Origin of the sequence: Streptomyces sp. NPDC096079, assembly GCF_040303145.1 — a bacterium.
Lineage (GTDB): Bacteria > Actinomycetota > Actinomycetes > Streptomycetales > Streptomycetaceae > Streptomyces.
The window spans coordinates 21,538-33,935 of the sequence record NZ_JBEOST010000009.1 but is presented as its reverse complement, the minus strand read 5'-3'; the positions used below and the strand labels follow the sequence as shown (position 1 = coordinate 33,935).

General features: G+C 74.2%; 12 protein-coding genes and 1 tRNA gene. 6 read left to right on the top strand and 7 right to left on the bottom strand.

Annotated features, from left to right (window positions below; translation table 11 throughout):
* Positions 1–13 precede the first annotated feature (13 nt).
* The gene (locus tag ABTY59_RS19530; protein WP_352020232.1) at positions 14–1,246 is read left to right on the top strand and encodes a serine hydrolase domain-containing protein; all 1,233 of its coding nucleotides are present in this window, start codon (positions 14–16) and stop codon (positions 1,244–1,246) included.
* 179 nt (positions 1,247–1,425) lie between these two features.
* Here the strand turns inward: ABTY59_RS19530 and ABTY59_RS19525 are convergent, their stop codons facing one another.
* Both ABTY59_RS19525 and ABTY59_RS19520 read right to left on the bottom strand, forming a co-directional pair.
* Complete coding sequence (locus tag ABTY59_RS19525; protein ID WP_352020231.1) at positions 1,426–1,926, bottom strand: DUF3291 domain-containing protein; 501 nt, start codon at positions 1,924–1,926, stop codon at positions 1,426–1,428.
* A gap of 32 nt (positions 1,927–1,958) precedes the next feature.
* On the bottom strand, positions 1,959–2,621 hold the full coding sequence (locus ABTY59_RS19520; protein ID WP_352020230.1) for a helix-turn-helix transcriptional regulator: 663 nt from the start codon (positions 2,619–2,621) through the stop codon (positions 1,959–1,961).
* 83 nt (positions 2,622–2,704) lie between these two features.
* Here ABTY59_RS19520 and ABTY59_RS19515 point away from each other — a divergent pair, with 83 nt between their 5' ends.
* The 4 genes from ABTY59_RS19515 to ABTY59_RS19500 all read left to right on the top strand — a co-directional run bounded on the left by ABTY59_RS19515 (position 2,705) and on the right by ABTY59_RS19500 (position 7,710).
* Positions 2,705–3,370, top strand: a complete 666-nt coding sequence (locus ABTY59_RS19515; RefSeq protein WP_352020229.1) for a TetR/AcrR family transcriptional regulator — start codon at positions 2,705–2,707, stop codon at positions 3,368–3,370.
* Positions 3,371–3,463: 93 nt separating this feature from the next.
* The gene (locus tag ABTY59_RS19510) at positions 3,464–4,831 is read left to right on the top strand and encodes a GH1 family beta-glucosidase (protein WP_352020228.1); all 1,368 of its coding nucleotides are present in this window, start codon (positions 3,464–3,466) and stop codon (positions 4,829–4,831) included.
* Between the two features lie 14 nt (positions 4,832–4,845).
* Complete coding sequence (locus tag ABTY59_RS19505; protein WP_352020227.1) at positions 4,846–6,111, top strand: MFS transporter; 1,266 nt, start codon at positions 4,846–4,848, stop codon at positions 6,109–6,111.
* 150 nt (positions 6,112–6,261) lie between these two features.
* A complete protein-coding gene (locus ABTY59_RS19500) occupies positions 6,262–7,710 on the top strand; it encodes a purine-cytosine permease family protein (protein ID WP_352020226.1) in 1,449 nt (482 codons plus the stop codon).
* Positions 7,711–7,718: 8 nt separating this feature from the next.
* Here the strand turns inward: ABTY59_RS19500 and ABTY59_RS19495 are convergent, their stop codons facing one another.
* The 4 genes from ABTY59_RS19495 to ABTY59_RS19480 all read right to left on the bottom strand — a co-directional run bounded on the left by ABTY59_RS19495 (position 7,719) and on the right by ABTY59_RS19480 (position 11,295).
* Positions 7,719–8,285, bottom strand: coding sequence for a HutD/Ves family protein (locus ABTY59_RS19495; protein ID WP_352020225.1), 567 nt, complete (start codon positions 8,283–8,285; stop codon positions 7,719–7,721).
* A gap of 84 nt (positions 8,286–8,369) precedes the next feature.
* Positions 8,370–10,091, bottom strand: coding sequence for a PP2C family protein-serine/threonine phosphatase (locus ABTY59_RS19490; protein WP_352020224.1), 1,722 nt, complete (start codon positions 10,089–10,091; stop codon positions 8,370–8,372).
* A gap of 98 nt (positions 10,092–10,189) precedes the next feature.
* Positions 10,190–10,462 (bottom strand): hypothetical protein, encoded by a 273-nt coding sequence (locus ABTY59_RS19485; protein WP_352020223.1) that lies wholly within the window; start codon positions 10,460–10,462, stop codon positions 10,190–10,192.
* A 2-nt stretch (positions 10,463–10,464) separates the two neighbouring features.
* Positions 10,465–11,295, bottom strand: a complete 831-nt coding sequence (locus ABTY59_RS19480) for an alpha/beta fold hydrolase (RefSeq protein ID WP_352020222.1) — start codon at positions 11,293–11,295, stop codon at positions 10,465–10,467.
* Positions 11,296–11,377: 82 nt separating this feature from the next.
* On the opposite strand from ABTY59_RS19480, the gene ABTY59_RS19475 reads away from it, so the two are divergent.
* Entirely contained in the window at positions 11,378–12,223 is an 846-nt protein-coding gene (locus ABTY59_RS19475) for an AraC family transcriptional regulator (protein ID WP_352020221.1), read from the top strand.
* A 57-nt stretch (positions 12,224–12,280) separates the two neighbouring features.
* On the opposite strand, the gene ABTY59_RS19470 is transcribed toward ABTY59_RS19475, so the two are convergent.
* Positions 12,281–12,354, bottom strand: a tRNA-Pro gene (locus ABTY59_RS19470).
* Positions 12,355–12,398: the final 44 nt, after the last annotated feature.

The following is a 12,398-nucleotide window of genomic DNA, read 5'->3' as shown; positions in this document are numbered from 1 at the left end:
CAATACTCCGGCCATGAGACCACCCCGCAGCACCCCCAGGGCGCGCCGCGCGGCGACCGCCGCCCTCGTCGCGCTCGTCACGCTCGGCGCCCCCGCCACGGCCGCCGGCCGCCCGGCGGCCGATCCCGGCCGGCCCCGGCCCTGTGTCGCCTCCCGGCCGCCCGAGACCGGCCCGGCCCGCGACGTCCTGCGGATCGCCGAGCGGGCGAAGGCGGACATGGACCTGAAGTCCGTGATCGTGCGGGTCACCGTCGACGGCCGCGAGGTCGTCACCCGCGCACTCGGCGAGTCGATGACGGGCGTGCCGGCGACGCCCGCGATGCACTTCCGGAACGGCAACATCGCGATCAGCTACCTGGGCACGGCACTCCTGCGTCTCGTGGACCAGGGCAAGGTGCGGCTCGACGACCCCGTCGCCCGCTGGCTGCCCGGCCTGAAGGACGGCGAGCGGATCACCCTGCGCATGCTGGCGGCCTCCACCACCGGGCTCGTCGACTACGTCCGGCTGCCCGCGTTCCAGCAGGCCGTGTCGGCCGACCCCTTCCGCCAGTGGACGGCCGAGGAGGTCGTACGGCTCTCGACGAGCGAGGAGCGGTGGTACGAGCCGGGCACCAACTGGAGCTATTCGCACGCCAACTTCGTCCTGCTCGGCGCCGCCCTGGAGAAGATCACCGGGACGCGTCTGGACGTGCTGCTCCGGCGTCAGGTCCTGGGCCCGCTCGGACTGCGCGAGACCCGCGACTCCGCCACCCCCGACATCCCCGAACCGGTCCTGCACGCCTTCGACTCGGACCGCGGCACGTACGAGGAGTCCACCTTCTGGAACCCCTCGTGGACCACGGCCCCGGGGGCGGTGGAGACCACCGACATCTGCGACCTGGCGGCCTCGGCCGCGGGGATCGGCTCGGGTCGGCTGCTCTCGCCGGCCTCGCACCGGGAGCTGCTGGACCCGGGGACGGTCGGTCTCGGCCATGCCACCGAGAAGTGCCCGGCGACGGTCTGCCTCGCGCAGACGGAGGCCACCCACTACGGGATGGGCGTGCTCGTCCTCGGCGACTGGGTGTCCCAGCACCCCTTGTTCTTCGGGTACTCGGCGTCCATGGCGTACCTCCCGTCGCGGCGGCTGTCCATCGCGGTGTCGACCACGAACGGCCCGGACGCCCCGGCCGGCCACTCGGCGCACACGATCGCCCAGCGCATCGCCGCCGCGCTGGCTCCGGACCACCCGATCCCCGACTTCGGCTGAGCCCGGACTCCGGCCGGGTCCCGTCGCGGACGGTCCCGCCCCGTCGCGGACGAGCCGGCCCGTAACGGACGGGCTGCCCCCCGACGCGGACGAGCCGGCCCCGTCGCGGACGAGCCGGCCCCGACGCGGACGAGCCGGCCCCGACGCGGACGAGCCGGCCCCGTCGCGGACGGGCCGCCTCAGACGGTCGCCGACTCCCCGCCCCGGGCGTGGTCGGCGGCCTCGGCGGCGGTGTAGGAGGAGGCGAACGTGAACGCGCGCGGGGACGGTCCCTGCGCGCGCAGCTCGGCCAGCCGCTCCACGGCCTCGGCGACGGTCGGCACGTGCCCGGCGGGGACCCACCAGAGCACGAGGTGCGCCTCGACGTGCCGGTGGAACCAGTCACGGCGCCCGCGCATGACCTCCAGGTGTCCGCTGCGGTAGGCGAAGTCCCACAGGGCCTCCTGGTTCTCCCACACCGACAGGTTCACGATGACGTCGTCGCCCAGCGGGCGCAGGCCGGTCGCGTCGGCCTCGCCGTCCTCCACGAGCCGCCAGACGAAGCCGGGCGCCGCGTCGGCGGCGGCGTTGACCGGGTCGAGCATGTCGACGAACGGCGCCACGCGCGGGTCGTCGAGGGGGAAGCGGAGCCGGGCGACGTTGAGCTGGGCGAGGTGCGGGCCGTGCGCGGATGCGGTCATGGCCTCATCCCAGCACGACCCGCTTTTCTATGTCAATGATCGTTGTTTTTAGAATCCTCGACCACCACGCAGCACTCCCCCGGCCGGGCGTCCATCCGGGCGCGCACCGGCCCGTCCGCACCCAGCAGCCCCTCCAGGAGGGCGAGGTTCATGCCGCAGACGAGCGGCGGGAAGCGTTCGGCGACGGCATGGAAGGGGCAGTTGCGCATCCGGACGACGGGCGCGCCTTCACCTTCCTCCAGGTACGGCTCGTAGCCGCGGGCGCCGAGCAACGCCACGGCCTCCTCCAGGGCCCGGGGCCCCTCCGGGCCGCGCAGCGCCTCGCCCCGGCGGCGCGCCGCCGCGCAGAGCCCCGCGTCGAGCCCGGCCTCCTCGGCGGCCTCGGCCAGCAGCTCGGCGGCGGTCCGGTAGTCGCGCCCGGGCAGCGACACCGAGCGCTCGGCCGGCGCCCGCGTGTAGACCTTGGCGGGCCGGCCGGCCCCGGGCCCCGAGCGCCCCGTGAGGCGACGGCTGCCGCTCTCCAGGAGCCCGGCCTCGGTCAGCCTGTCCAGGTGGTGCGCGGCGAGGGTCCGCGCCACCCCGACCCCCTCGGCGGCCTCGTTGCGCCCGACCTCACGGCCCTGCGCCACCACGTACTCGTACAGACGGCGCCGTACAGGATCCTGCAGCACCGCGATCGCGTCGATGTCCTCCACCGGACCATTCTAGAAACAACGCGCATCCGCGATAGAAGCGGCCGGGTGCTACCTTCCCCCCGTCGGACGACCGGGAGCACAGGGTGACAGAGGCGACAGAAGCGGCACGGCCGGAGCCGGGCGCGCGCCCGCGCGTGCGGAGGCAGCCGCAGCAGGCGCGCAGCAGGGCGCGGGTCGAGGCCGTCCTCGGCGCGGCCGACCGGATCCTCTCCCAGGAGGGGTACGAGGCGCTGACGATGCGCCGGATCGCCGAGGGCGCGGGGGTGCCGGTCGGCAGCATCTACCAGTTCTATCCCGACAAGGGCGCCGTGGTGGACGCGCTCGGCCGGCGGTATCTGGAGGGCTTCGGGACGGCGATCGACGAGCTGGTCGAGCGGGCCGTCCAGGGGGAGCTGACCGATCTGGTCGGCACGATGGTCGACGTCTACAGCGAGCTGTTCCGGTCGCAGCCGGGCGGGATGGCCCTGTGGGCCGGGCGGCACCTCAGCCCCGAGCTCGCGCGCGCCGACGAGGCGAGCAACGCGCTCATCGCCGACGGCCTGCTGCGGATCGTGGAGCACCTCACCGGAGCACCCGGCGGGGAGCGGGCGCGGCGGGCGACGCGGATGGTGGTGTGGGCGGCCAACGCCGTGCTGCACGAGGCCTTCAAGGGCGAGGGAGAGCCGGACCTGGAGACGGTGGCGGAGCTGAAGCGGATGCTGGACCGCTACTGGGAGGACCTGCGCGAGCGGCTGACCGGCGAGGGGTGAATCCGGCCGGTCCCGGCCATAGAACGTGAACGAGTGTTCATGTTACGGTGCGGCCCACTCCGGACGGCGAGCCAGCAGCGAAGGCAGGAACCCGTGACCTCCAGCCCCACCGATCCCACCCGACTCCCCCTGCTCCCGGCCGGCTTCGTCTGGGGCGCCTCGACCGCCGCGTACCAGATCGAGGGCGCGGCGGAGGAGGACGGCAAGGGGCCGTCGGTCTGGGACACCTTCGTACGACGCCCCGGCGCCGTCCGCGACGGCCACACCGGCGACGTCGCCTGCGACCACTACCACCGGTTCGACGAGGACGTCGCGCTGATGCGCGGCCTCGGGCTCGACGCGTACCGCTTCTCGGTCTCCTGGCCGCGCGTGCTGCCGAGCGGTACGGGCAAGGTCGAGCCGCGCGGCCTCGACTTCTACGACCGGCTGGTCGACGCGCTGCTCGCCGCGGGCATCGAGCCCACGCCCACCCTCTTCCACTGGGACCTGCCGCAGGCCCTGGAGGACGAGGGCGGATGGCTGAACCGCGACACGGCGTACCGGTTCGCGGAGTACGCGGCGGTGACGGCGGACCGGCTCGGCGACCGGGTCAAGCGGTGGATCACCCTGAACGAGCCGTTCGTGCACATGGCGTTCGGCTACGCCTTCGGCGTCCACGCCCCCGGCCGCGCCCTGATGCTGGACGCGCTGCCCGTCGCGCACCACCAACTGCTCGGCCACGGCCTCGCGACCGCGGCCCTGCGCGCGGCCGTCCCGGACGGCCAGGTGCTGATCGCCAACAACTGCACGCCCGTACGGCTGCGCACGGACGCCCGGTCCGCGGCGGACGCGGCCGCGGCGGCGGCGTACGACGCGCTGCACAACCGGATCTTCAACGACCCGGTGCTGCTCGGCCGCTACCCCGACCTGTCCGCGTACGGCATGGCCGACCCCTCCTGGGGCGGCGTGATACGCGACGGCGACCTCGCCACCCTCGCCGCCCCGCTGGACGGGCTGGGCGTCAACTACTACAACCCGTCCTGGGTGACCGCCCCGGCCGACCCCGCCGCCGGACTCCCCTTCGACCTGACGGAACCCCAGGAGTCGTACGGTCGCACCGCGTTCGGCTGGCCCGTCGTCCCCCAGGGACTGACCGAACTGCTCACCGGCCTCAAGGACCGCTACGGCGACGCCCTGCCCCCGGTGTGGATCACCGAGAACGGCTGCTCGCAGCCCGCCGGCCCGCAGGACCAGGAGCGCGTCGACTACCTCGCCGGACACATCACGGCGGTCGCGGAGGCCGTGGCCCGAGGGGTGGACGTCCGCGGCTACTTCACCTGGTCGCTGCTCGACAACTTCGAGTGGGCCGAGGGCTATCACCAGCGCTTCGGCCTGGTCGAGGTCGACTTCGCCACCGGACGGCGCACGCCCCGGGCGAGCTTCGCGTGGTACCGCGACCTGATCGCCGCCCAGCGGCCGTGAGCGACGGAGCCGTCGTGGCGCACGCCGCGGAAGAAGCCGCCGGGGACGCCGCCGCCGTCCTCGCCGAGCCCACCGTCCCGGTCGCGGCCGGGTGGACGGCGAGCCTCTCGCTGGCCACCCTGGCCGTCTTCATGGCGTTCATGACGCCCATTCAGATCCTGCTGCCGCTCCAGCTGGAGCACATCGACCCGCACGACAAGAACGGCGCGCTGTCGCTCGTCACCGGCCTCGGCGCGCTCGTCGCGGTCCTGGCCAACCCGCTGGCCGGCGCCTGGTCGGACCGGACCACGAGCCGGTTCGGGCGCCGCAGGCCCTGGATCCTCGGCGGTGCCCTCGCCGGGGCTGCGGGGCTCGTCGTCACCGCCTCGCAGCACAGCGTGGCGGGAGTGGCCGTGGGCTGGTGCCTGGCCCAGGCGGGCCTCAACGCGATGCTCGCGGGCGTCACCACCCCGATCGCGGACCGCGTGCCGCTCGGCCAGCGCGCGGTGGTCTCCGGCTGGACCGGGCTCACGCAGTCCGTCGGCCTGGTCCTCGGCGCGCTGATCACGACGCTCCTGGTCACCGGCGTCCGGTCGGGCTACGTCACGCTCGCCGCGCTCACCGTCGCCCTCGCCCTCCCGTTCGTCCTGCGCGAGACCGAGCCGCCGCTGCCCCGGACACTGCGCCCCGCCTTCGACGCCCGCGCCTTCGCCCGGTCGTTCTGGGTGAGTCCGCGCAGGCACCCCGACTTCGGCTGGGCGTGGCTCACCCGGTTCCTGATCAACCTCGGCAACGCGCTCGGCACCCTGTACCTGTTCTACTTCCTCGCCGACGCCGTCCACTACGACGACCCGGGCACCGGCGTGCTGATCCTCACGGTGGTCTACACCCTGTGCGCCGCGCTCACGGCCGTCCCCGTGGGCGTGCTGTCCGACCGCGCCGGACGCCGCAAGGGCTATGTCGTCCTCTGCTCGCTGATCATGGCCGCCGCCGCGCTGCTGCTCGCCCTGCTCCACACCTGGCCGTCCGCGCTGGCCGCCGCGGCGGTCCTCGGCGGCGGGTACGGGATCTACCTCGCCGTGGACCAGGCCCTGGTGACCCAGGTCCTGCCGGAGGCCGCCGACCGCGCCAAGGACCTCGGCGTCATCAACATCGCGAACTCCGGACCCCAGGTCCTGGCCCCCGCCGTCGCCTCGCCGGTCATCGCGCACCTCGGCGGCTACACCGGCCTGTACGCCGGCGCGGCCCTGGTCATCCTGGCCGGCGGCCTGCTCGTCCACCGCGTGCGGGGAGTCGCCTGACGCGGCACCGGGATCTCAGGGACTGAAATTGTTCATTCAGAGTCTTGATCCCTGTTGTGCTCCATGCGAGATTCGGCGCACCGCAGTGCGGGTGCACGGCTGCGGCCCGTCCGGACACACAAGGAATCGCAGCGGGGAGAGGTCTCCACCATGCCGGTCCAACACAGCCCCGGGGAGCGGCCCGCGATCGAGCGGCGCACCATCGAGGTCATTCCCGACGCCGAGCGGCACGGCACGCCGCGCAGCCAGTTCACGCTCTGGTTCGGCGCCAACATGCAGATCACCGCGATCGTCGACGGCGCGCTCTCCGTCGTCTTCGGCGCGGACGCGCTGTGGGCGATACCGGCGCTGCTCGTCGGCAACGTGCTCGGCGGCATCGTGATGGCGCTGCACTCCGCGCAGGGCCCGCGGCTCGGCGTCCCGCAGATGATCTCCAGCCGCGCGCAGTTCGGCGTCCACGGGGCGGTCCTGCCGCTGCTGCTCGTGATCCTCATGTACCTCGGCTTCGCCGCGACCGGCAGCGTGCTCGCCGGCCAGGCGCTGTCGGCGATGCTGCACATCGACGACACCCGGGTCGGGATCCTCGTGTTCGGCGTGCTGACGGCCGTCGTCGCCGTCACCGGCTACCGGCTCATCCACGCCGCCGGCCGCGTCGCCACCGTGGCCGGTGTCCTCGGCCTGGGCTATCTGCTCGTACGGGTGTTCACCCAGTACGACGTCGGCGCGCACGTCGGGGACAAGGGCTTCGACGCGGCGACGTTCCTGCTCGCCGTGGGACTCGGCGCCGGATGGCAGCTGACCTTCGGCCCGTACGTCGCCGACTACTCGCGCTACCTGCCGCGCGACACCAGCACCCGCGCGACGTTCTGGTCGACGTTCGCCGGTTCCGTCATCGGCTCCCAGTGGGCCATGACGCTCGGCGCGCTCACCGCGGCCGTCGCGGGCAAGGCCTTCCTCACCGACCAGGTCGGCTTCCTCGGCGAGCTGGCCGGACCCGCGGCCCTCGCCGTCCTCGTCTACCTGGTGATCGTCGTCGGCAAGCTGACCGTCAACTGCCTGAACGCGTACGGCGGTTTCATGTCCATCCTGACCACCGTCACCGCCTTCGACGGCCGCTCGCGGATCTCGGCGGCGGCACGCGCCGCGTACATCGTCGGCTTCACCGCCGTGTCGATCGGCATCGCGCTCGCCGCCAGCGCCGACTTCCTGAACAACTTCAAGAACTTCGTGCTGCTGATCCTCATGGTGTTCACCCCGTGGAGCGCGATCAACCTCGTCGACTACTACCTGGTCTCCCGCGAGCGGGTCGACATCCCCGCCCTGTACGACCCCGAGGGACGCTACGGCCGCTGGAACGTGACGGCGCTGACCTGCTACGTCCTGGGCGTCGCCGTCCAGGTGCCGTTCCTCGCCACCAAGCTGTACACCGGCGCGATCACCGAGAAGCTCGGCGGCGCCGACATCTCGTGGATCGTCGGCCTCGTCGTGACCGCGGCCCTGTACTGGCTGTGGGTGCGCCGCACCGCGAACCCGCCCGCCGCGACCGTGCACCCGGCCGGCACCGAAGACGGCGACCGGGCGACGGCGACCGTCGGCTGACCCGGCACTCACCCCACGGGGGCGACGTCCGCCCACAGGGCGGCGGCGTCGGGCGAGAGCGGTGCGACCGCCGGGCCCGGCGCCTCGTCGTCCCCGCCCCACCACACGCCCTGCCCGGCCTCCAGCGGAGGCTGTCCGTGCCCCGCCCGCCACCGGCCGCGCAGCACGTGGAACACCCCGGCGTGCCCGGCGGGCGGAGCGACGGGCCCGCTGACCCGTCGCACCCTGACCGTCCTCCGGCCGCGTCGCACCATGAGGTTGAGCACCCGGCAGGCCCCGCCCCGCAGTTCGGCGGCGAGTTCCAGGTCGCCGGGGAAGGCGAGGGGCTCCTCGACGCGCGTCGTCCGGTCGAAGCCCCCGGGCCCCGTCAGCCGCACGCCGTCACCGGCCAGCAGGGTGAGCGTGCGGTCGACCCCCGCGAACGCCGAGAACGGCCCGTCCCGGTCGATGTCGGCGACGCTCGCGCGCCACCCGAACTCCTCGGCGCCGACCGGCCAGGAGACGATCTCCCGGGTGGCACCCCCGCCGTTCCGCCACCGGCCCGCGGGGAGGGTCTCGACGTCGAAGCGGTGCATGCGGTCTCCAGGGCTGGGTGCGGGCCGACGGCGGTCACGACCGCCGCCCCCAATCTACGGCCCCCCGGGCCCGGCGGGCGGCCGTCAGTCGACGCGGATCGCGAGCATGCAGGCGTCGTCCTCCAGACCGGACTGGTCGGGATCGGCGAGGATCGTGTCGATCAGCTCCTGGGGCTCGGCGTGCGGGGAGCGGGAGACGAGGTCCACCAGACGGTCGATGCCCTTGGTGACGTCCTCTCCCCTGCGCTCGACGATCCCGTCGGTGTAGAGGAGCAGCAGGTCGCCCCGGTTCAGAGCCGTCGTGGCGGTCTCGTACGCGTAACCGGGCAGCGCCCCCAGGAGCGGGCCGCGTCGGCTCGTACGGAGCGGGCGGGCGTGCCCGTCCCGGCGGAGGATCGGCGCGGGGTGGCCCGCGTCGGCCCAGCGGAAGGCGCGGTCCTCGTCGATGTGCCCGGCGACGACCGTGGCCGTCTGCTCCGAAGGGTCGCTGCAGACCAGCTCGTTGAGCCAGGTCGTGATCTCGCCCGCGGACGCCCCGGTCTGCGCGAGCCCGGCGAGGGCGTGGCGCTGCTGGGACATCCGCGCCACCGCGTCCAGGCCGTGCCCCGCGGCGTCGCCGATGGCGACCAGGACCCGGCCGTCGGGCAGGAGGCGGCACTTGTACCAGTCGCCTCCGACGGCCGCGTCCGGTTCGGCCGGGCGGTACGCCGCCGCCACGGTCAGCCCCACCGCCGCCAGGGCCTCGGAGTGCGTGGGCAGCAGCGCCTCGCGCAGGGCGTCGGCCACCCGGCGCTCCGCCCGCGCCTGACGCCGGAGCCGGTCCGACTCGCGCTCCGTCTCGGCGAGCCTGCGGCGACTGCGGATCTGCGGGGTGAGGTCACGCGCGACCAGGTTCACCGCCCAGGGCCGGCCGTCGGTGCCCGCGACCGGCCGCCCCATCAGATCGAGCGTCCTGACCTCGCCGAGGACGAGGAAGCGGATCCGGGTCCAGGCGGGTTCCTCCCCGGCCAGGACGGAGGTGAGGAACTCGGAGAACGCGGTCAGGTCGTCGGGAAGCAGCGCGTCGCAGAGCTGCTCCAGCGGCCAGGGCATCTGGATCTCGGCGTGGAAGATCCGGCTCAGCCCCTCCGACCAGGTCACCTTCCCCGACAGCAGGTCCCAGTTGCCCCAGCCGAGGGAGGCGAGGTACTGGGCGTCGATCGTCAGGAGCTCCGTCCGGCTCTGCACGGGCCGCCAGGTCGCGAGGAGCTGCTCGCCGCAGAGCGCCGCCGAATAGAGCAGCGGGGCGCGGTGGAGCCGCCCCAGGCGCTGCTCCGTGTAGTCCACGACCCGGCCCTCCAGCGGGCCGCCACCGGCCATGAGGTCCGTCAGCGCCGGCAGCAGGCCACTCGCCGCCGCTCCCGGCCTGGCTTCCAGGAACCGCTGCCCGACCTGCCGGTCGGGAGCCTCCAGCCAGTCCGCGGAGCGGATCCGGTTGCCCGCGACGATGCGGAAGTCCCGTACCGTCCCCGCCTCGTCGTGGACCGGTTCGAGGAGGGCCGCGGAGGCCGGTATCACTGCGAGGACGGAGCAGACGCCGGTGGCTCCGGGGTCATGGGTGCTGCACAGGCAGGTGGTCCGGGTGCCGTCGTGCGCGGGCGTGGCGGGCGCCGTGGTCAGCTGCTTGACCGGGGCGGTGACCTCGTCACCGGGGGTGGGGGCGGGCGGCCGGTCGGCGGCACGGCGGACCGCGGCGCGCAGTGCGGAGACCTCGCTTCCGATGAGGGTCTTGAGCTCTTCGACGGTGTCGGGCAGCGGAAAACCCATGATCGCCTCCCGGGGCCGGTGGGCACGGGACCGGGCCGGCGGTCCCGGCCCGGCCGCCACCGGGGCGTCCTCGGGGCCCCTGCCCGCTCGACGGGCGATCATGCGCCACGAGGTGCGGGCGGCGGGTGGACCTCGACCGTCATGGAGTCGTGCCGGCGCCCGGTCCTCGCGGTGAGCCGGAGCAGGAGCGACCGGGGCCCGCGGGCAGCGAGGAGATCGGGCGGGCGCCCTGCGCCGACGCGCGCGGCGGGGACCAGGGTCCCCGCCGCGCTCGGCTCCCCGGCGAGGACGTACGCGCCGACGACGGTCAGGCCGGTGCTGCCGCCGACGACGGCACCGGGGCAGTAGCCCGCGTCGCCGACGAGCGTCACCCTCAGGCCTCCCGCACGGCGTGGAGCTCGGCGAAGGCGAGCACCCGGGCGGCGGTCAGCTGCGGGTCCTCCAGCAGCGGCGAGTGCCCGAGGCCGGGCAGCAGCTCGACCCGCGCGCCGGGGACGGCGCAGTATTCGGCGGCGGACGAGGGGCGCCACCGGCGGTCCTCCTCGCCGAAGAGCACGAGCAGCGGCTTGCCCAGGACCGCCAGCCGGTCCGGCAGGGCGCGCCGCTCCAGGTAGGAGAGCGTCGCCCTCGCGGTCGCGACGAACGACTCGTACGTCATGTCGCGTACGTCCTGGAGGAGTTCGTCGGGGATCCGGTAGCCCGGGCGGCTCACCGCGGTGCTCGCGAGGATCCGCAGACGCTCGTCGTCCGGCGGCCACTGCTCGGGGGTGATCGCCCCGGACGGCGGGCCCACGAAGGCCTCCGGGCGGGGGCCCGTATCGAGGAGCGCGAGCGCGCGGACCAGGTCGGGCCGCTGCTCGGCGAGGGCGGTGGCGACGACGCCGCCGCTGGAGTGCCCGACGACGACGGCGTGCGCGACGGCGAGCCCGTCGAGGACCTCCCCGACCCGACGTGCCTGGTCCGGGACCGCGTAACCGCCGTCCAGCGGTTTCGCCGAGCGCCCGTGCCCGAGCAGGTCGATCCGGATGACGTGGTGAGATCCCGTCAGCAGCGGGACCATCGCGTTCCACGAGCGGGCCGAGGAGGCGGACCCGTGGAGGAGCAGGAGTGCGGGGGCGTCGCGGGGGCCGTCCTGGCACACGTACAGGCCGTGACCGGCCCCGGCGCCACCGTCCGCGTACGAGCCTTCGTCAGCAACAGTCATGAGCCCACTCTCTCCGCGGGCACGCGCCGCCGTATTGGACGAATGTTCCCCTCCCGGCCGGCCGGCGTCGCATCATGGACCGATGCGGACCTTCACGCACGGGGCGGCGATGTGGGACGTCGCGTGCCCGCGCCTGCCCAGCAGGGTGGCCGGAGTCGGCATGGCCGGGTTCCGGGTCGCCGACCTGGCCGCGCTCCGGATCGTGCCGCACCCGGCCGTGACCCTGCTCCTGGACTTCGGCGACGGGACGGCCGTCCTCGACTGCGCCCCGGGGCAGCGGCGGCGGGGCAGCCTCGTCGCCGGACCCGGACTCGGATCGGGGGGCGCGGTGCGGGCCCGGGGCGAGAACGTCGAGTGCGTGCAGGTGCGTCTGTCCCCGGTGATCGCCCGCGCGGTCCTGGACGTCTCCCCCGCCGACCTCGACGGCGCCGTGGTGCCGCTGGACGACCTGTGGGGCCGGGAGGCCTCCCGTATCCGCGAGCGGCTCGCCGACGCCTCCTCGTGGCACGAACGCTTCGCGTGGACGGACCTGGTGCTGGCACGCCGGTACGAGTCGGGGCCGCCGGTCGACCCGGAGGTGGCCTGGGCGTGGCAGCGGATCGTCGCCGGCCGCGGCCTGCCCCGGATCGACGGGCTCGCGGCCGAGGTCGGCTGGAGCCGGAAGCGGCTGTGGTCCCGCTTCCGCTCACAGCTGGGCCTCCCGCCCAAGCGCGCCGCGAAACTGATCCGCTTCGACCACGCGGCCCACCGCCTGGTCGCGGGCGAGGGCACGGCCCGCGTCGCGGCCGACACGGGCTACGCCGACCAGTCCCACCTGCACCGTGATGTCAGGGAACTCACCGGCGCGACCCCCACGACCGTGGCCCGCGAACCGTTCCTCGCGGTGGACACCCTCGCCTGGCCCGGCCTCACAACGGCCGCGACATGACCGAGGGGCCGTTTCAGATACCTCTGAAACGGCCCCTCGGACCACGACTCTTTCGAGTCGGGACGACAGGATTTGAACCTGCGACCCCTTGACCCCCAGTCAAGTGCGCTACCAAGCTGCGCCACGTCCCGATGCGCGTCTCCGGGGGGTTTCCCCCTCGGTGCCGTGCAGGGAA